The organism is Nocardioides allogilvus, from assembly GCF_003047285.1.
Classification (GTDB): Bacteria; Actinomycetota; Actinomycetes; order Propionibacteriales; family Nocardioidaceae; genus Nocardioides; species Nocardioides allogilvus.
Window position 1 is genome coordinate 380276 of sequence record NZ_PZYX01000002.1, and the last position, 17441, is coordinate 397716.

At 70.7% G+C, this 17441-nt stretch carries 22 protein-coding genes; 6 read left to right on the plus strand and 16 right to left on the minus strand.

The window, feature by feature from the left end; all coding sequences use genetic code 11:
- Positions 1 to 38 precede the first annotated feature (38 nt).
- From C9J87_RS05175 to C9J87_RS05225, 11 genes are all read right to left on the minus strand, one after another.
- Positions 39 to 230 (minus strand): hypothetical protein, encoded by a 192-nt coding sequence (locus C9J87_RS05175; protein ID WP_036491047.1) that lies wholly within the window; start codon positions 228 to 230, stop codon positions 39 to 41.
- A gap of 106 nt (positions 231 to 336) precedes the next feature.
- The gene (gene mutM / locus C9J87_RS05180; protein WP_010833727.1) at positions 337 to 1227 is read right to left on the minus strand and encodes a bifunctional DNA-formamidopyrimidine glycosylase/DNA-(apurinic or apyrimidinic site) lyase; all 891 of its coding nucleotides are present in this window, start codon (positions 1225 to 1227) and stop codon (positions 337 to 339) included.
- A 2-nt stretch (positions 1228 to 1229) separates the two neighbouring features.
- Positions 1230 to 2024 carry a ribonuclease III gene (gene rnc, locus C9J87_RS05185; RefSeq protein ID WP_010833728.1) on the minus strand — a complete coding sequence of 265 codons (795 nt, stop codon included), beginning with the start codon at positions 2022 to 2024 and terminating at the stop codon, positions 1230 to 1232.
- Positions 1966 to 2151, minus strand: coding sequence for a 50S ribosomal protein L32 (rpmF, locus tag C9J87_RS05190; RefSeq protein WP_036491049.1), 186 nt, complete (start codon positions 2149 to 2151; stop codon positions 1966 to 1968). The genes rnc and rpmF overlap by 59 nt, the downstream gene beginning before the upstream one ends.
- A gap of 58 nt (positions 2152 to 2209) precedes the next feature.
- Positions 2210 to 2782 (minus strand): YceD family protein, encoded by a 573-nt coding sequence (locus C9J87_RS05195; RefSeq protein WP_107704895.1) that lies wholly within the window; start codon positions 2780 to 2782, stop codon positions 2210 to 2212.
- An 83-nt stretch (positions 2783 to 2865) separates the two neighbouring features.
- Positions 2866 to 3378, minus strand: coding sequence for a pantetheine-phosphate adenylyltransferase (gene coaD / locus C9J87_RS05200; RefSeq protein ID WP_107704896.1), 513 nt, complete (start codon positions 3376 to 3378; stop codon positions 2866 to 2868).
- A gap of 5 nt (positions 3379 to 3383) precedes the next feature.
- The gene (gene rsmD, locus C9J87_RS05205) at positions 3384 to 3971 is read right to left on the minus strand and encodes a 16S rRNA (guanine(966)-N(2))-methyltransferase RsmD (protein ID WP_107704897.1); all 588 of its coding nucleotides are present in this window, start codon (positions 3969 to 3971) and stop codon (positions 3384 to 3386) included.
- Positions 3968 to 6175, minus strand: coding sequence for an ATP-dependent DNA helicase RecG (locus C9J87_RS05210; protein WP_107704898.1), 2208 nt, complete (start codon positions 6173 to 6175; stop codon positions 3968 to 3970). The genes rsmD and C9J87_RS05210 overlap by 4 nt, the downstream gene beginning before the upstream one ends.
- Complete coding sequence (locus C9J87_RS05215) at positions 6176 to 7822, minus strand: DAK2 domain-containing protein (protein WP_107704899.1); 1647 nt, start codon at positions 7820 to 7822, stop codon at positions 6176 to 6178.
- 135 nt (positions 7823 to 7957) lie between these two features.
- Entirely contained in the window at positions 7958 to 8143 is a 186-nt protein-coding gene (gene rpmB, locus C9J87_RS05220) for a 50S ribosomal protein L28 (RefSeq protein ID WP_036491057.1), read from the minus strand.
- Positions 8144 to 8271: 128 nt separating this feature from the next.
- Positions 8272 to 9222 carry a thiamine-phosphate kinase gene (locus tag C9J87_RS05225; RefSeq protein ID WP_107704900.1) on the minus strand — a complete coding sequence of 317 codons (951 nt, stop codon included), beginning with the start codon at positions 9220 to 9222 and terminating at the stop codon, positions 8272 to 8274.
- 130 nt (positions 9223 to 9352) lie between these two features.
- Here C9J87_RS05225 and C9J87_RS05230 point away from each other — a divergent pair, with 130 nt between their 5' ends.
- Together C9J87_RS05230 and C9J87_RS05235 are read left to right on the plus strand one after the other, a co-directional pair.
- Positions 9353 to 9589: an Lrp/AsnC family transcriptional regulator gene (locus C9J87_RS05230; protein ID WP_010833736.1), complete on the plus strand. Its 237-nt coding sequence runs from the start codon at positions 9353 to 9355 to the stop codon at positions 9587 to 9589.
- 20 nt (positions 9590 to 9609) lie between these two features.
- Positions 9610 to 10053, plus strand: coding sequence for a DUF3515 family protein (locus tag C9J87_RS05235; protein ID WP_157953121.1), 444 nt, complete (start codon positions 9610 to 9612; stop codon positions 10051 to 10053).
- 4 nt (positions 10054 to 10057) lie between these two features.
- Here the strand turns inward: C9J87_RS05235 and C9J87_RS05240 are convergent, their stop codons facing one another.
- Positions 10058 to 11173, minus strand: coding sequence for a D-alanine--D-alanine ligase family protein (locus tag C9J87_RS05240; protein ID WP_107704902.1), 1116 nt, complete (start codon positions 11171 to 11173; stop codon positions 10058 to 10060).
- Between the two features lie 32 nt (positions 11174 to 11205).
- Between C9J87_RS05240 and C9J87_RS05245 the strand changes: the two genes are divergently transcribed.
- From C9J87_RS05245 to C9J87_RS05255, 3 genes are read left to right on the plus strand one after another with little or no spacing between them, the layout of a single operon-like run.
- A complete protein-coding gene (locus C9J87_RS05245; RefSeq protein ID WP_107704903.1) occupies positions 11206 to 12279 on the plus strand; it encodes a trans-sulfuration enzyme family protein in 1074 nt (357 codons plus the stop codon).
- Between the two features lie 43 nt (positions 12280 to 12322).
- Entirely contained in the window at positions 12323 to 12877 is a 555-nt protein-coding gene (locus C9J87_RS05250) for an RNA polymerase sigma factor (RefSeq protein WP_107704904.1), read from the plus strand.
- Complete coding sequence (locus tag C9J87_RS05255) at positions 12874 to 13485, plus strand: hypothetical protein (RefSeq protein ID WP_010833741.1); 612 nt, start codon at positions 12874 to 12876, stop codon at positions 13483 to 13485. The genes C9J87_RS05250 and C9J87_RS05255 overlap by 4 nt, the downstream gene beginning before the upstream one ends.
- An 11-nt stretch (positions 13486 to 13496) precedes the next feature.
- Here C9J87_RS05255 and C9J87_RS05260 read toward each other — a convergent pair whose 3' ends face one another.
- A complete protein-coding gene (locus C9J87_RS05260; RefSeq protein WP_010833742.1) occupies positions 13497 to 14498 on the minus strand; it encodes an NAD(P)H-dependent glycerol-3-phosphate dehydrogenase in 1002 nt (333 codons plus the stop codon).
- A complete protein-coding gene (locus tag C9J87_RS05265; RefSeq protein ID WP_107704905.1) occupies positions 14495 to 15259 on the minus strand; it encodes a lysophospholipid acyltransferase family protein in 765 nt (254 codons plus the stop codon). The genes C9J87_RS05260 and C9J87_RS05265 overlap by 4 nt, the downstream gene beginning before the upstream one ends.
- A gap of 62 nt (positions 15260 to 15321) precedes the next feature.
- Between C9J87_RS05265 and cofC the strand changes: the two genes are divergently transcribed.
- Positions 15322 to 15957, plus strand: a complete 636-nt coding sequence (gene cofC, locus C9J87_RS05270; RefSeq protein WP_107704906.1) for a 2-phospho-L-lactate guanylyltransferase — start codon at positions 15322 to 15324, stop codon at positions 15955 to 15957.
- A 41-nt stretch (positions 15958 to 15998) separates the two neighbouring features.
- Here cofC and C9J87_RS05275 read toward each other — a convergent pair whose 3' ends face one another.
- Both C9J87_RS05275 and leuD read right to left on the minus strand, forming a co-directional pair.
- Positions 15999 to 16691, minus strand: coding sequence for an HU family DNA-binding protein (locus tag C9J87_RS05275; protein WP_107704907.1), 693 nt, complete (start codon positions 16689 to 16691; stop codon positions 15999 to 16001).
- Positions 16692 to 16835: 144 nt separating this feature from the next.
- Positions 16836 to 17441: a 3-isopropylmalate dehydratase small subunit gene (gene leuD / locus C9J87_RS05280; RefSeq protein ID WP_010833746.1), complete on the minus strand. Its 606-nt coding sequence runs from the start codon at positions 17439 to 17441 to the stop codon at positions 16836 to 16838.

Genomic DNA, 17441 nt, shown 5'->3' on the forward strand with positions numbered 1-17441 from the left:
ACGACGCAGGCGCGTCGGGGGTCACGACCTGTTGGTGATCAGGCGGGGAGCATCTCCGGCGCGAGGACGCCAGCTGTCTGCTGGGCGAGCAGCTGGTCGTTCTCTGCCTGGAGACGAAGGATCATCGTCTCCAGGTCGGTGACGCGGGTGCGGAGCCGACGGTTCTCGGTGGTGAGTGCCTCGGTGGTCCGCAGGTCGCTGTTCATGTAGCCGATCAGCGCCTTGGCCATGGATGGGGGCCTTTCGCGAGTTGGGGGGTGGCCGCGATTCGGACCACCTACAACAGTCCCACCGCAAGGGCTTTCGGTCAATCTGGGGACAGGACAATCGCGCGGGTCAGGGACGTGGGCGACGCGCCCGCGGAGCCTTCTGGCACTGCGGGCAGAAGAACGACGACCTGTTCATGAAGGCCGCTCGCTTCATCGGGGTCCCGCACCGGTCGCAGGGCTCCCCCTCGCGGCCGTAGGCGTGCAGCGACCGGTCGAAGTAGCCGGACTCGCCGTTGACGTTGACGTAGAGCGCGTCGAAGGACGTGCCGCCCTGCCCGAGCGCGTCGCGCATGACCTCGCTCGCCTGGTCGAGCACGTCGCGAGCCTGCGCCAGCGTGAGCCGGTCACCGGGACGGTCGTAGTGGAGCCGCGCTCGCCACAGCGCCTCGTCGGCATAGATGTTGCCGATGCCCGAGACGAGGTTCTGGTCGAGCAGCTGGCGCTTGATCCCGACCGTACGGCGACGCATCCGCCGGACCACGTCGTCGCGGTCGAACTCCGGGTCGAGCGGGTCGCGGCCGATGTGCGCGATCTCCGTCGGCAGCTCCGCACCCCCGTCGGAGATGAGCAGGCCGCCGAACATGCGCTGGTCGACGAACCGCATCTCGATCTCCGCTGGTTGAGCAGGTCGCCCCGCGACCGTGTCGAAACCAAGGAGAAACCGCACCCGCAGGTGCTTCTCGTCGCCAGCGCCGGGCTGCTGGAGCAGCATCTGCCCGCTCATGCCGAGGTGGCCCAGGACGGCGTCGCCGGAGCTGAGGGCCAGCCAGAAGTACTTCCCGCGGCGGCGTACGGCCTCGACGCGGTGGCCGATCAGGTCGGCGACGAAACCGTCGGAGCCGCGGGGGTCACGACGCAGCGGACGCGGGTGCAGGACCTCGACGCCGGTGATGGTCGCGCCGGTGACATGACGGGCCAGCCCCGCGCGGACGACCTCGACCTCTGGGAGCTCGGGCACGGTCAGGCTTGGTGGCCTGCGTCGCCGACCGGCTGCGGGTGAGCCTCGGAGAGCTCGAGGTAGGCGGTCTCGGCCGCACCCTGCTCGGCCTGCTTCTTCGAGCGGCCGGTGCCGTGGCCGTAGAGCTGGTCACCGACGCGGACGCGGGCGACGAAGGTCTTCATGTGGTCGGGGCCGTCGTCCTCGATCACGTATTCCGGCACGCCGAGCGTCAGGGCCGCGGACAGCTCCTGCAGGGAGGTCTTCCAGTCCAGTCCGGCCCCCATGGAGGCGGCGGCGGTCATCACGTCGTCGAAGAGCAGGTGCACGACGTCGGCGGAGGCGTCGATGCCGCCGCTCATGTGGATCGCACCGATCAGGGCCTCGACGGTGTCGGAGAGGATCGAGGCCTTCTCGCGGCCGCCGGTCGACTCCTCGCCGCGGCCGAGCTTGATGTGCTTGCCGAGGTCGATCCGGCGAGCCACGTCGGCCAACGCACGAGCGTTGACCACGGCGGCCCGGAGCTTGGCCAGCCGCCCCTCGGAGAGGTCGGGGTGGCTGGTGTAGAGCGTCTCGGTGACCACGACGCCGAGCACCGAGTCGCCGAGGAACTCGAGGCGCTCGTTGGTCGGCAGCCCACCGTTCTCGTAGGCGAACGAACGGTGGGTCAGCGCGCGCTCGAGGAGCTCGGGATCCAGGACTGGATTCCCGAGCGCCTCACGCAGCTCCTGGGTGCTCAGCGGAGTTGCTTGAACTCGCTCAGAGGACCTGGCGACGGGCGGCGCGGGCGCCGTACTGGCCGCAGGCGCCGCAGGCACGGTGCGGCAGGTGCTTCTCGGCACAGGCCGGGTTGGCGCAGGTCACGAGGCTCGGCGCGACGGCCTTCCACTGCGACCGGCGGTGGCGCGTGTTGCTTCGCGACATCTTCCGCTTCGGAACAGCCATGGTTCTCTCCTTGTGTTGCCGACCGAGTCGCCTCGGGCGTAAGTGTCAGTCTGGGGATTCAGTCTGTGGTGGTGCTGGGGTCCTGCAGTGTCTCAAGCCCTTGGAGTCCGGCCCACCTCGGGTCGATCGGCTCCTCGTGCCCGTGCTCGGGATCGTCGGCCAGTCGGGCGCCACACTCGACGCACAAACCGGGACAGTCCTCTTCGCACAGCGGCTGGAACGGAAGTGCAAGCACCACCGCGTCCCGCAGCAGTGGCTCGAGGTCGAGCAGGTCGTCCTCGAGCCGGCTGGTCTCGTCCTCAAGGTCCGTGTCGGACGCGTCGTGCCGGACGTCGTCGTACACGAACAGCTCCTGGAGCCGGACGGAGATCTCGTCCTCGATCGGCGCCAGGCACCGTGCGCATTCGCCGTCCAGCTCTGCCGTAGCGGAGCCGGAGACCAGCACGCCCTCCATGACCGCCTCCAGCCGCAGGTCGAGTTCGACCGGCGAGCCTTCGGGGACACGCAAGACTTCGATGCCAAGTTCTGTCGGCGCCGGGACGGTGCGAACCATTTCCAGCTGGGACCCCGGGCGGCGGCCGAGCTCGCGTGTGTCGAGCACGAGCGGCGCTCTCGGGTCCAGGCTGGTCATCACTTCACTCCAAACCGGACACTGAACAGAACCACGGAATCGTAGCCGTCCGGCGGGTGAACGGGCAAAACGGAGGTCAGTCGCTACTGGCTCTCGCGCTCGGCCAGCCGCTTGAGCAGCAGCTCGCGCACGAACTCGGGCACCAGACCGGTCACGTCGCCGCCGAAGGTGGCCACTTCCTTGACCAGGCTGCTGGCCAGGAACGACCACTCGGGGCTGGTCGGCACGAACACGGTCTCGACCGGCGCGAGGCTGGAGTTCATCTGCGCCATCTGCAGCTCGTAGTCGAAGTCGCTGACCGCGCGCAGGCCCTTCACGATCGCATCGATCTGGTGCTCCTGGCAGAAGTCGGTGAGCAGGCCGGTGAAGCCGTCCACGCGCACGTTGTCCCAGCCCGCACAGGCCTGGGCGAGCATCTCGATGCGCTCCTCGGCCGAGAAGAGCCGGTTCTTGGACTTGTTGACGCCGACAGCGACGACGACCTCGTCGAAGAGCTTGGCCGAGCGCTCGATGATGTCGAGGTGGCCGTTGGTCACCGGGTCGAACGAACCGGGACAGACGGCCCTGTGGAGCCGGCCGGGGGTGCGTCCGGGCATCTGGGTCACTCCTGAGCATCGGTGGAGGCAGCGGGGGCGGCGTGACCGTACCAAAGCATCGTCTCGCCGTACTTCTTCGACCGCTCACCCGCGAGACCCTCCGGCCATGCCAGGTCGGGTCCACGCACCGACCGCTCCACGACCACCAGGGCCCCCGGCACCAGCCAGTCGCCGGCCACGAGGTCGGCGAGGGCCGCGGTCACGTCGGCGTCGGAGAGTGGATAGGGCGGATCCAGGAAGGCGATGTCGTAGGGCGCCGAGGGTGGCTTGCGGAGCGCGGCGACCACCGAGGTCGCGGTGACGTTGGCCCGCGCGGCGCCCAGGGTCTCGGCATTGCGTGCGATCAGGGCCGCCGTCTTGCGGTCCTGCTCGACGAGCGTGACCACGCCCGCTCCCCGCGACCAGGCCTCGAGGCCGACTGCACCCGAGCCGGCGTACAGGTCGAGGAACCGCAGGCCGTCGAGCGAGCCGCACCACGCCTCGATGGCGGAGAAGAGGGCCTCGCGCACGCGGTCGCTGGTCGGGCGGGTGGCGACACCGCGCGGTGTGACCAGGCGCCGTCCGCCGGCCGCTCCCCCGATGATCCGCGTCATGACTTGTCCACGAACTCGGAGTGCTGCGAGGCCTCGGTGCGGACGACGGCTGCCGCCAGGACGGGGTACGGCGCCAGGTCGGCGTCCTCCGCCAGCAGCTCGTCGGCCGCCTCACGAGCCCGGATGATCGTCTTCTCGTCGCGCAGCACGCGCAGCGTGACCAGGCTCGAGCGGAAGCCCGACTGGCTGGCCCCGAGCACGTCGCCCTCGCGGCGCTGCTCGAGGTCGACCTTGCTCAGCTCGAAGCCGTCGGTCGTCGACGCGACGGCGTCGAGCCGCTCGCGGGCCGGGGTGTCGGCCTCGGCGCGGGTCACCAGCAGGCACAGGCCCGGCAGCCCGCCTCGACCGACGCGCCCGCGGAGCTGGTGGAGCTGGCTGACGCCGAACCGGTCGGCGTCGAGGAGCACCATCGTGGTGGCGTTGTGGACGTCCACACCGACCTCGATGACCGTGGTGGAGATGAGCACGTCGATCTGCCCGGCCGCGAAGGCGCGCATGGTGCGGTCCTTCTCGTCGGGCGGCAGCTTGCCGTGCAGGATGGCGGTGCGCAGGCCCTGCAGCGCTCCCCCGGCGAGCTCCTCGTGGAGGTCCTCGACGGCGGCGAGCGGCACCTTCTTCGTCGTGACCTCGCCGTCCTCGTCGACGTCGAGCTGGTCGCTCTCGCCCTCCTCGAGGGTGTCGCCGCTGATGCGGGGGCACACGACATAGACCTGGTGTCCCTTGGCGACCTCCTCGCGCACCCGCTCCCACACGCGACCGATCCACGACGGCTGGTCGACGAGCGGCACGACGTTGGTCTGGATCGGGGCGCGACCGGCGGGCAGCTCGGTCAGCACCGACGTCTCGAGGTCGCCGAACACGGTCATCGCGACGGTGCGCGGGATCGGGGTCGCGGTCATCACCAGGACGTGGGGTGGCGACCCGGCCTTGTCGGTCAGCGCGGCCCGCTGCTTCACCCCGAATCGGTGCTGCTCGTCGACCACGACCAGGCCGAGGTCGGCGAAGGCGACGGTGTCCTCCAGCAGCGCGTGGGTGCCGATCACGAGGCCGGCCTCCCCGCTCGCCATCAGGTCGAGCGCCTGGTCCTTGGCGGCCCTCGACATCGACCCGGTGAGCAGGGCGACCGAGGTGCCGTCGGCGGCGCCGCCGAGCATGCCGCCCTGCGCGAGGTCGCCGAGCATCGCGGAGATCGAGCGGTGGTGCTGCTGGGCGAGCACCTCGGTGGGGGCGAGCAGGACGGCCTGGCCGCCGGAGTCGACGACCCGGAGCATCGCGCGCAGGGCGACCAGCGTCTTGCCGGAGCCCACCTCGCCCTGCAGCAGCCGGTTCATCGGGTGTGGCTGGGCGAGCTCGGCCTCGAGGACCGCGCCGATCTCGCGCTGGCCGCCGGTGAGCTCGAAGGGCAGCCGGGCGTCGAAGGCCGCGAGCAGGCCGCCGCCCCCGATCCGCGCCTGGGCACCCAGGGCGCGCTGGGCGGCACGCCGGCGCGCCAGCACGAGCTGCAGCACCAGCGCCTCCTCGAAGCGGAAGCGACGCTGGGCGGCCCCGGCCTGGGCGTAGTCGTCGGGGCCGTGCACGAGCCGGAGCGCGGTCATCACGTCGAGCACGTCGTAGCGCTCGCGCAGCTCACGCGTCAGCATGTCGGGCACGTCGGTGACCAGGTCGAGGGCGACCCGGATCACCTTGATCAGGTCCCACACGTAGAGCTTGTTGGTGAGCGGATAGACCGGCAGCAGCTTGCTGAGCGTCTCGTCCTCGCCCTCACCGTCGCCGAACATCAGCTGGTGGGGCTGCTCGAGCTGCCAGCTGCCGTTGAAGATCTTCGCCTTGCCGGTGAAGAGCCCCCGGCTGCCGGACGCCATCTCCTCGGCGTAGGAGTTGGCCTGCCCCGCATAGGGGCTGAAGAACGACAGCGAGAACGAGGGCCCGTTGGTGCGGATGCGGACCTCGGTGCGGAACTGCGTCTTGCGGCCGCGCTGGAACGGCCGGACGGCACTGCTGGTGACCTCGCCGACGACCGACAGCAGCTGCCCGACCTCGGGGGTGCCGACCTCGGACAGCTCGGTGGTCTCGACGTAGCGACGGGGGAAGTGCCGCAGCAGCTCCCCCACCGTCGTGATGCCGAGGCCCTCCTCGACGAGCTTGCGCTTGGGTGAGCGTCCGAAGACGCTGGCCACCGGCGACTCAGGCGTGATCGAGACCATTCACTCCACGCTCACCAGCAGGGGATAACGCTCCTGGCCGCCGTCGTGCACGGTGACGTCGATTGTCGGGTGCGTGCTCTCGACGTACGCCGCAGTGCTGGCGGCGAGGTCCTCGCCCCCGGCGCCCGAGACGATCGTGACGAGCTCGCCACCACCGCCCAGCAGCCGCTCGACGACACCGACGGCCACGGCGTGGGCGTCCTGGCCGACGATCACGAAGTCACCGGCGATGACACCGAGGACGTCGCCGGGCTCGCACGGCCCCGCCATCGTCATCGCCTGCTTGGCCGCGACGGTGACGGCCCCGTGACGGGCGTGGCGGGCGGTCGCGGTCATCTCCCGGACGTCCTGGTCGAAGGTGCGACCGGGCTCGTGCACGGCGATCGCCGCGAGGCCCTGCACCTGGGCCTGCGAGGCGATCACCTCGACCCGGACCTCGCCGCTCTCCTCGGCGGTGCGCGCCGCGATCTCGGCGACCCGGATCGAGTCGGCGTCGTTGGGCAGGACGACCACCTCGGCGGCGCCGCACGCGACGATCGCCTCGAGGATCTGTCCGGTCGAGGGGCGACGGCCGGGTCCGCCCGGCACGACGACCGCGCCTGCCTCCTCGAACAGCGCTGCCAGGCCGGGCCCGGCTGCCACGACCACGACCTTGCGGCCGCTGCGGGTGGTCGGCCGGCGGCTCTCGCGGTTGTCGGCGACCTGTTCGGCGAAGTGGGTGACCCGGACGCGGTAGGGCCGGCCGGCCTCGATGCCGGCCTCGATCGCGGCACCCACGTCGTCGACGTGGACGTGGACGTTCCAGAGGCGCTCACTGCCGACGACGACGAGGCTGTCGCCGAGGCCGGCCAGGGCCTTCTTCAGCACCGGGATGGCGCTGTCCTCGGCATCGAGGAGATACATCACCTCGTATGAGGGGCCGTCGGGCGACAGGTCGGCACCGGCGGCCGCGGGCAGCCGCACCGGGATGCGGTGGACACCGGCCGGAGCCGGCGGTGGCCGCCGGCCGGTGGTCACGGTCTCGGCAGCGTCCAGCACGACGCACAGGCCGCGACCGCCCGCGTCGACGACACCGGCATCGGCCAGGACCTTGAGCTGGCTGGGCGTGCGGGCCAGCGCCTCGCGGCCCGCACCGGCCGCTGCCGTGAAGACGTCGCGGGCGCGGGCACCGGGCTCGGCGGCGCGCGCCACGGCAGCGTCGGAGGCGGCCCGGGCGACGGTGAGGATCGTGCCCTCCACGGGCACCCCGACAGCGGCGTAGGACGCGTCGGTCGCCCGCTGCATCGCCTCGGCGGCCACCAGGGCGTTGCGCGACTCGCCGGTCTCCTCGGCCAGCCGCGAGACATAGGCCCCGAGCATCTGGCTCAGGATGACGCCGGAGTTGCCGCGGGCCCCCAGGAGCGCGCCCCGAGCCAGGATCCGCATCGCCTCGAGGCGGTCGAGCTCCGGGTCCTGGGCCACCGCCTGCACGATCGCGTCGCGGGCGGCCGAGATGGTGAGGAACATGTTGGTGCCGGTGTCGCCGTCGGGCACGGGATAGACGTTGAGCGCGTCGATCTCCTCGCGCGCACCGGAGAGGGCGTCGGTGGCGATCTCCACGAAACGGGCCAGGGCAGCCGTCGAGATGCCGCTCGGCACGGTCTCCATCAAGCACCTCTCGCGGTCGTGTTCGTCGAAGGGCACAGGCTAGCGGTGGCCCCCGACATCGAACAGCCGGAGCCGTTCCAACGCGACAGGCCCCGAGAGCAGAGCTCTCGGGGCCTGTCGGGAAAACGCGTCAGGTCAGCGGCTGACCTTGCCGGCCTTGATGCAGCCGGTGCAGACGTTCAGTCGCTTGGGTGCACCGTTGACGGTCGCACGCACGCGCTGGATGTTCGGGTCGAAGCGACGCTTCGTAATCTTGCGCGACCAGGGTCGGTTGTTGCCGAAGCCGGGCTTCTTGGCGCAGATGTCACAGACGGCAGCCACCGTGTACTCCTGAAGATTCGTTGGTGATTCGAGAACGTTCGGGCCCGCCTGGGACCGAGACCGGCCAGCGAGCAACCGAACAAGAGTATCCGAACCGCGGGGCTGGATGAAATCGAGCGACGAATGGCTCAGAAGTGGGTCCAGCCGGTAGGGCCCTCGTACTCCCCGCCGTCGACGGTCACACCCTCTCCGTCCTGCACCGAGCCGATGACCTGCCAGCCCTCGGGCACGGCCCCGGCGCTGGGGAAGGTCGCGAGCAGCGCGTGGTCGTCGCCGCCGCCCAGCACGAACTGCAGCGGCTCCACACCGAGCGCGGCCCCCACTGCGACGAGCGGCTCCGCGAGGTCGAACGCCGTGCGGCGTACGTCGATCGCGACACCGCTCTCCTCGGCCAGGTGGCGCGCCTCGGCGAGCAGGCCGTCGGAGATGTCGATCATGGACGTCGCGCCCGCTTCTGCGGCGATCCGGCCGGCGGCGTACGGCGGTTGCGGGCGGCGGTAGGCCTCCACCAGCACACGCGGCGAGCGGAAGCCGCGGCCGAGCACGGCCAGCCCGCCGGCCGCCCAGCCCTGCCGCCCCATGATGGCGAGGACGTCACCGGCCGCCGCGCCGGAGCGCACCACGGGCGCCTGGGTGCACGCGCCGATGACGGTCACCGCGATCACGATCTCGTCCGCGCGCGTCAGGTCTCCCCCGACGACGCTCGCGCCGACGGTGGCGCACTCGGCGGCGAACCCGCGCGCGAAGTCGAGCGCCCACTGAGCCGGCAGGTCGGGCGGTGCCGCCAACCCGATCGTCAGCGAGTGTGCGCTGCCGCCCATGGCGTTGATGTCGGAGAGGTTCTGCGCGGCGGCGCGGTGCCCGACGTCCTCGGCGCTCGCCCAGTCGCGACGGAAGTGGCGCCCCTCCACCATCAGGTCGGTCGAGACGACGACGTGGCCGTTGCGGATCCGCAGCACGGCGGCATCGTCGCCGGGGCCGATGAGCACGTGCTCGCCCTGCTCGAAGAGTGCGGTGAAGGCCTCGATCAGGCCGAATTCGCCGGCGTCGGCCAGGGTCGCTCCTGCGGGAAATGCCATGCGGCCCATCAGACCAGATGGGTGTGCCGGACGCCGGTGACGGGCAGCTATCGAGAAGTGGCTGCTGTCGCGGTAGGTTGGCGCTCGCACGCGAACCTGTTCCACTCAGCTCGACACCGAGGAGTCCACGATGGTCGTCCAGGCCTACATCCTGATCCAGACCGACGTCGGCAAGGCCGCCGAGGTCGCCAAGGCCATTGCCCAGGTCAAGGGCGTCACGCTCGCCGAGGACGTCACCGGTCCCTACGACGTGATCGTCCGCGCCGAGGCGCGCAACGTCGACGAGCTCGGCAAGCTGGTCGTCTCCAAGGTGCAGAACCTCGACGGCATCACGCGCACGCTGACGTGCCCCGTCGTCCACATCTGAGCCTGGCTCACCGACGCCCCGTGTCCCTCCGGACGCGGGGCGTTGCTGTGCTCGGCCTCCTGCTGGTCACGGGCTGCTCCCCCGACCTGCCGGCGATCTCCGACGCCGAGGCCGACGCCTGCGCCGAGCTGACGGCCGCGCTGCCGGACCGGGTCGCCGGCGAGGACCTCTCCGACGACAGCGACCGCACCGCCGCGTGGGCCGGGATCGAGCTCACCTGCGGGGTCGGGCTGCCGGCGGCGTACGACGAATATTCCTCCTGCTCCGTCGTCGGCGGCGTGGGCTGGTTCCTGCCGCCCGCGGACCTCAAGGAGCCGTCGGTCGACATCGTCGCCACGGCCCTGACCCACTCGCCGCGCGTCAGCGTCGTGATCCCCGCCGAGCACCGCGGCAGCGACGCAGTGCTGGTCGAGATCGCGCCCGCGATCGAGGAGACGCTCGCCGAGGGCGAGCCCTGCCTCTGACCGGTCAGCGCAGGCCGGTGTCGCGCTCGAGCGCGAGCGTGATCAACCGGTCGACGAGGTCGGGATAGCTCACGCCCGACTCGGCCCACATCTGCGGGAACATCGAGGTGGGCGTGAAGCCCGGCATCGTGTTCAGCTCGTTGATGATGAGCGACCCGTCAGGCAGGACGAAGAAGTCGACGCGCGCTAGTCCCTCGCACGACAGGGCCTCGAACGCACGCACGGCCAGTCGTCGCAGCTCCTGCTCGACCTCGGGCGGCAGATCGGCGGGCAGGTCGATCTCGGTGTCCTGGCCGGAGAGGTACTTCGCCTCGAAGTCGTAGAACTCGTGGTCGCCGCCGGTGCGGACCTCGGCCGGGCGGGACGTCTCCGGGTCGCCGTCGGTCGTGGCCAGCACGCCGCACTCGACCTCGCGACCACCCACGATGGCCACCTCGACGAGCACCTTGGCGTCGTACTCCAGCGCCAGGTCGATGGCCTCGGCGATCTCGCTTCGGTCGTGGATCTTGCTGATGCCGATGCTCGAGCCGCCGCGCGCGGGCTTGGCGAAGGAGGGGTAGGCCAGGGCCTCGATGCGCTCGGTCGTGGCGAGCTGGTCGGTCCGCCACTCGCGACGGGTGATCGTGATGCCGGGCGTGACGGGCAGGCCCGCCGCCTCCAGCACGACCTTCATGTAGGCCTTGTCCATGCCGACGGCCGAGGCAAGGACTCCGGATCCGACGTAGCGGACGCCGGCCATCTCGAGCATCCCCTGCAGGGTGCCGTCCTCGCCCCACGGACCGTGCAGGAGCGGGAAGACGACGTCGACCGAGCCGAGGGTCTGCGGCACCTGTGCGGCCTCGGTCACGACGAGGTCGGTCGAGCCGGCAGCGCCGAGCAGGGCGACCATCGAGCGCGATGCGTCGACCTCGGGCAGGCTCGATCCGTCGATGGCCAGGCGGGAGGCGTCGTCGGCCTCCAGCACCCAGCGACCGTCGGTGGCGATACCGACCGGGACGACGTCGTACTTCTCCCGGTCGATCGCGGCCAGGACGCTGCCGGCCGTGACGCAGGAGATTCCGTGTTCGCTGGACCGACCACCGAAGACGACGGCGACGCGAGGCTTTCGGGGCTCGTTCATTGCGAAGACCCTATCGGCCTACGCTGGCGGACATGGCTCCAGACCCGTCCCTCTCCCCCGCCACGCTGGCCGTCACCGCCGGGCGCCCCGACCCGCTCCCCGACGCGCCGCTCAACGCCCCGATCACGATGGCCTCGACGTACGTCGCCGGCGGGGACCTCGAGTACGGCCGCTACGCCAACCCGACGTGGACCGCACTGGAGGACACCCTCGGCGCTCTCGAGGGCGGTCGGTGCCTGACCTTCGCCTCCGGCATGGCGGCCGTGACAACGGTGCTCCACCTCGTCGGCAACGGCGCCAAGGTGGTCGCCCCTCGTCACTCCTACAGCGGCACGATCCTGCAGCTCGCCGACCTCGAGGCACGCGGTCGCATCACCGCGGAGCTGGTGGACATCACCGACACCGACGCCGTGGTCAAGGCCTGCGAGGACGCCGCGCTGGTCTGGCTCGAGTCGCCGACCAACCCCGCCCTCGAGCTGGCCGACATCGAGACGATCACCGCCGCCGCCCACGACGCCGGGGCCTACGTCGCTGTCGACAACACCTTCGCCACTCCCCTGCTGCAGACGCCGCTCGCGATGGGTGTCGACCTCGTCGTGCACTCCGCGACGAAGTATCTCGCCGGGCACAGCGACGTCCTGCTCGGAGCGATCTGCACGAGCGACGACGAGCTCTACAGCGTGCTCAAGAACCGTCGCGACCTGATGGGCGCCATCCCGGGAGCCTTCGAGGCCTGGCTGGTCCTGCGGGGCATGCGCACCCTGCACGTGCGCGTCGAGCGCGCCCAGGCCAACGCCCAGGAGCTCGTACGCCGCCTGCCCGACCACCCGGCGATCGCCGAGGTCCGCTATCCCGGCTTCGGCGGCATCGTCTCGATCGTGCTCGCGCAGGGCGCCATGGCCGCCGACCTGCTGACCCACAAGACGAAGCTGTGGGTGCACGCCACCTCGCTCGGCGGCGTCGAGTCGACCCTGGAGCGCCGCCGTCGCTGGAAGGCCGAGGCGCCGACCATCCCCGAGGGGCTGGTCCGGCTCTCCGTCGGCATCGAGGACGTCGAGGACCTCTGGAACGACCTGCGCACCGCGCTCGACGGCTGCGTGGGCTAGTCGCGCGATGTAACGCCCCACCACAGAGCGGCAATGAACAGGTATGGACCCCACACCCGTCTCCGCGATCCTGCATGATCGCGAGTCGCTCGAGGCCTTCTACCTCGAGCACCTTCCGTGGGTACGGCGATTCGTGGCCCGACGAGTGGACGACGCCGACACCGCAGCCGACCTGACCGCCGACGTCTTCATCGCCGCGATCGGAGCGGCGGATCGCTACCAGGACACCGGTGCTGCTCCCCGCGCTTGGCTGGCCGGCATCGCCCGCAACGTGGTCGCGATGCACCACCGACGCCGATCACGAGAGCACGCGGCCAACGGTCGGATCGAGGGCCGGGCTCTCCTCGACGAATCCTCCGCTGAGCACATCGTCACCCGCATCGACGGTGAGCGAGCAGCCCGGCTGGTCCTGGCCCGGGTGGCCGAGCTCCCGGCCACCCAGCGCGCCGTGGTCGAGCTGGTCGCGGTGGACGGCCTCAGCCTGACCGAGGCCGCAGCCGCGCTCGGCATCACTGCCACGAACGCCCGGGTGCGCTACCACCGCGGCCGCACCCGGCTCCGGCTCGACCTTCCCGATCCCTTTGAGGTGATGACATGAGCACGCAGCTCGACTCCTTCGAGACCCGACTGCTCGACGAGCTCGACGCCTTCCGCGAGCAGGTCGTCGGCGCGTCCGGGCGTCGCCGTACGACCCGACGTCGAATCGTGGCCGGGGCAGGTGTGGCTGCCGCGGCCGTCGCCGGGGTCCTGGTGATCCCGGGCCTCGGACCCACCGCCGCCTACTCGGTCTCCGAGGGCAACTCCGGGCAGATCACCGTGGAGGTGCGTCGGCTCGAGGACGCGGCCGGACTGGAGGAGGCACTGGCCGAGCACGGCGTCGCTGCCGACATCCGCTACCTGCCGTACGGCCAGGCGTGCGCGGCGGGACGCTACGTCGCGGTCGAGCGCCGGCTGACCGGCATGCGCGCCGCGCTCGGCTCGAGCATCCTGCAGATCGTGCTGCCGCCCGGTGCGGTCCGCGACGGGGAGACCTTCGTGATGTGGGTGTCCGGTCGCGAGATGACCGCGGACGAGATGGCCGAGCTCGAGGTCGAGGAAGGCACGACCGTCACGCAGGGCTTCCACAGCCGCGTCGACTTCGACGTCGCGGCAGGCCCCGTCAAGCCCTGTGACGTCGTGCCAGCCGCTAGGTCCGAGGCGCCGTAGCGCCGAGTCGATCAGTCCGTCTCGGCCTTGGTGTCGCGCGCGATGAAGCTGTTCATCATCTCCAGCGCGGTCATCCGTCCGTCGACGACCGCGTCGACGTGCTCGGCGATGGGCGCGTCCACGCCATAGCTCTTCGCCAGCGCCAGCAGCGACTTGCACGATTTGGCACCCTCGGCGACCTGGTTGGTCGAGGCGTAGATCTCCTCGGTGGTCATGCCCTGGCCGAGCTTCTCGCCGAACGAGCGGTTGCGCGAGAGCGGCGAGGAACAGGTGGCGACGAGGTCGCCGAGCCCGGCCAGGCCCATCAGGGTCAGCGGGTTGGCGCCCTGGGCCATCGCCATCCGGGCCGTCTCCGCCAGCCCGCGGGTGATCAGGGACGCGGTCGTGTTGTCGCCGAAGCCGAGGCCCACGGCCATGCCGACGGCCAGGCCGACGACGTTCTTGTAGGCACCGCCGATCTCGCAGCCGAGCACGTCGACCGAGGTGTAGGGCCGGAAGGCCGGCGAGTGGCACAGGCCCTGGATCCGGCGGGCGACCGCCTCGTCCTCACAGGCCACGACGGAGGCGGCCGGCTCGCGGCGCGCGATCTCGGGCGACAGGTTGGGCCCGCTGACGACGGCGATCCGCTCGGGGCCCGCACCGGTCACCTGGGCGATCACCTCGCTCATGCGGTTGAGGGTGCCGAGCTCGACGCCCTTCATCAGCGAGACCAGGACGGCGTCCTTCTCGATGTGGGGGGCCCACTCGGTGAGGTTGGCCCGCAGCGACTGCGAGGGCGTCGCCAGCACGACCACCTCGGCGCCGTGCAGCGCCTTGTCGACCTCGTGGCTGGCCGAGACCCCGGCCGGCAGGTCGATGCCCGGCTGGTAGTCGGGGTTCTGGTGGGTGGTGTTGATGGCGTCGGCGAGCTCGGGACGACGGGCCCACATCGTCACCTCGTTCCCGGCGTCGGCGAGCACGATGGAGAACGCGGTCCCCCACGATCCGGCACTGAACACGGCGATCTTGGTCATGGGCGGTCCTTCTTCTTCTTGGTCGGGTTGCCGATCTGCTGCACACCGGCCTTGCGGGGGTCGAAACGTTCCGTGGGTGCCTGCTCGCCGCGCAGGTCGGCGACGATCTCGGTGACGGCCGCCATGATGCGATCGGTGGCCTGGGCAACCACCTTGGCACTGAGCGGCTGGGCGCGCAGGTCGTCGAGCGGGACGGGGTCGCCCGCCTTCATCGTGACGTGCTTGCGCGGGAACAGGCGAGGGCGGGAGGAGTAGGGATAGAGGATCTCCTGCACTCCCCAGTGACCGACCGGGATGACGGGTGCACCCGTCGCGAGCGCGATCCGGGCCGCGCCCGACTTGCCGGTCATGGGCCACAGGTCGGGATCGCGCGTGAGCGTGCCCTCGGGATAGACCACGACGCACTCACCGTCGTCGACGGCCTGCACCGCGGCATCGAAGGCACCGACGGCGTCCTTGGTGAGGCGCTCGACCGGGATCTGCTTGGCCGACGTCAGCACCGTGCCGACGAACTTCGTGCGGAACAGCACCGACTTCGCGAGGTAGCGCGGGATCCGGCCGTGGTCGTGGACGAAGTAGGCCGTCAGCAGCGGGTCGAGGTGGGAGATGTGGTTGGGCACGACGAGGCAGCCCCCGGTGGCCGGGATCTTGTCACCGTCGATCCAGGTGTGCGACGACGTCGCCAGCATGGCCGGCTTGATCGTGACGACCGCGAAGTTCACCGCCCAGCCACTCTTGTCCCGAACTCTGCGAACTGACACGCACCATCCTCCTGATCGTCGGTGAGCAGGCTACTCGCAAGGATGCGAGGATCGGACGCGATATGACTCCACCGTCGCCTGCCGGTTCCTTCGTGGTGATCGTGCCGGCCAAGCCACCGGCGCGCGCCAAGTCGCGCCTCGACGTGCTGCCGGCCGCCCGCCGCCGCGACCTCGCCGCGGCGTTCGCCCGGGACACGGTCGCCGCCGCGCGCCGTACTCCCGGCGTCGCGGCCGTCCTCGTCGTCACCGACGACTTCCGGTTCGCGGCCGACCTGCGGACCGACGGCTGCGAGGTCATCCCCGACGGGGTCTCCGAGGACCTCAACGCGACCCTGCGCCAAGCGGCAGCCGAGGCCGCGCGGCGCTGGCCCGACGCCGTGCCGGTCGCGCTGTGTGCCGACCTGCCCTGCCTGGTGAGCGACGACCTCGCTGCCGCCCTCGCCGAGGTGGACGGGCCGAGCTTCGTGCGCGACGCCGCCGGTTCCGGCACCACGATGTACGCCGCTGCGCACACCGCCTTCGACCCGGCGTTCGGCCACGAGTCGGCCGCCCTGCACATCACCCACGGCGCCCGCGAGATCGTCGTGGCCGCCTCGACCCTGCGCCTGGACGTCGACGAGCCCGCCGACCTGGCCCGAGCCCTCGAGCTCGGGGTCGGCGCGCACACCGCCCGGGTGTGGGAGGCCCAGACGCAGTGATGGCGGGTCCCCCGAGGGGGCCCGCCATCAACGCTGGTCGATCAGGCCTTCTTGGCCGCCGTCTTGGTGGCGGTCTTCTTGGCCGGAGCCTTCTTGGCTGGGGCCTTCTTCGCCGTGGTGGTCTTGGCGGTCGTGGTCTTGGCCGCGGTCGACTTCGCCGGAGCGGCCTTCTTGGTCGTCGCCTTCTTGGCGGCGGGTGCCTTCGTGGCGGGTGCCTTCTTGGCGGCGGGTGCCTTCTTCGCGGGCGTCGCCTTCTTTGCGGGCGCGGCCTTCTTCGCGGGCGTTGCCTTCTTGGTCGCAGCAGCCTTGGCCGGTGCTGCCTTCTTCGCGGGCGCCGACTTCTTGGCCGGGGTCGCCTTCTTGGCCGCAGCCCTGGCCGGAGCCGAGGCCGCGGAGGCCACGCTGCGCACCGACGGCGGCTTCGGCATGTTCGCCGCCGACAGCTTCGGGAGCTTCTTGGCGCCGGCGATGATGTTCTTCAACTCTTGGCCGGCCGTGAACTTGGGCACCGACTTCTTCTTCGACTTCATCCGCTCGCCGGTCTGCGGGTTGCGCACCCACCGGGCATTGCGGACGGACTTCTCGAACGAGCCGAATCCGGTGATCGCGACCTTCTCGCCGCGAGCGACCTCACGCGTGATGGTGTCGAGCACCGACTCGAGCGCGTGGGCAGCCTGCTTGCGGTTGCCCTCGTAACGCGCAGCAAGTGCGTCGATGAGCTGTGTCTTGTTCACTAGCTTCCCTTCCAATGAACCAATGGCACCGAGCCCGTGCCCGGCGTTGTGCTTGGCACGCTAGGCACTCGTGGCATGGGTCACAATCACCACGGGGTGTTTTAGGCCGCTTTTCTTGCGGCCGAGGCTCGGCGCCTCAGGGGTTCAGGCCTTCTGGGTTGCGGGTTTCCAGCTCGGTCGCGCGTTCTCGTACGCCGCGATGACGTCGTCGTGACCCAACGTGATGCCGACGTCGTCGAGCCCCTCGAGCAGGCGCCAGCGCGTGTAGTCGTCGATGTCGAACGAGTCGACGATCGCGTCAGGACCCTCGCCGGCCGTGACGGTCCGGCTCTCCAGGTCGACGGTCACGGTCGCGCCGGGGAACTCGTCGAGGTAGTCCCAGATGCGCTGGACGACCTTCTCGTCGACCTGCGCGGCGACGAGGCCGGCCTTGCCGGAGTTGCCGCGGAAGATGTCGGCGAAGCGCGACGAGATGACAGCCTTGAAGCCGTAGTTCTGCAACGCCCACACCGCGTGCTCACGCGACGAGCCGGTGCCGAAGTCGGGCCCGGCGACGAGCACGGTCGCCCCGGAGTACTCCGGCTTGTTGAGCACGAAGTCGGGGTCGTTGCGCCAGGCGGCGAACAGGCCGTCCTCGAACCCGTCACGGGTGACGCGCTTGAGGTAGACCGCCGGGATGATCTGGTCGGTGTCGACGTTGCTGCGCTTGAGCGGCATCGCGACACCGGTGTGCGTGCTGAACTTCTCCAT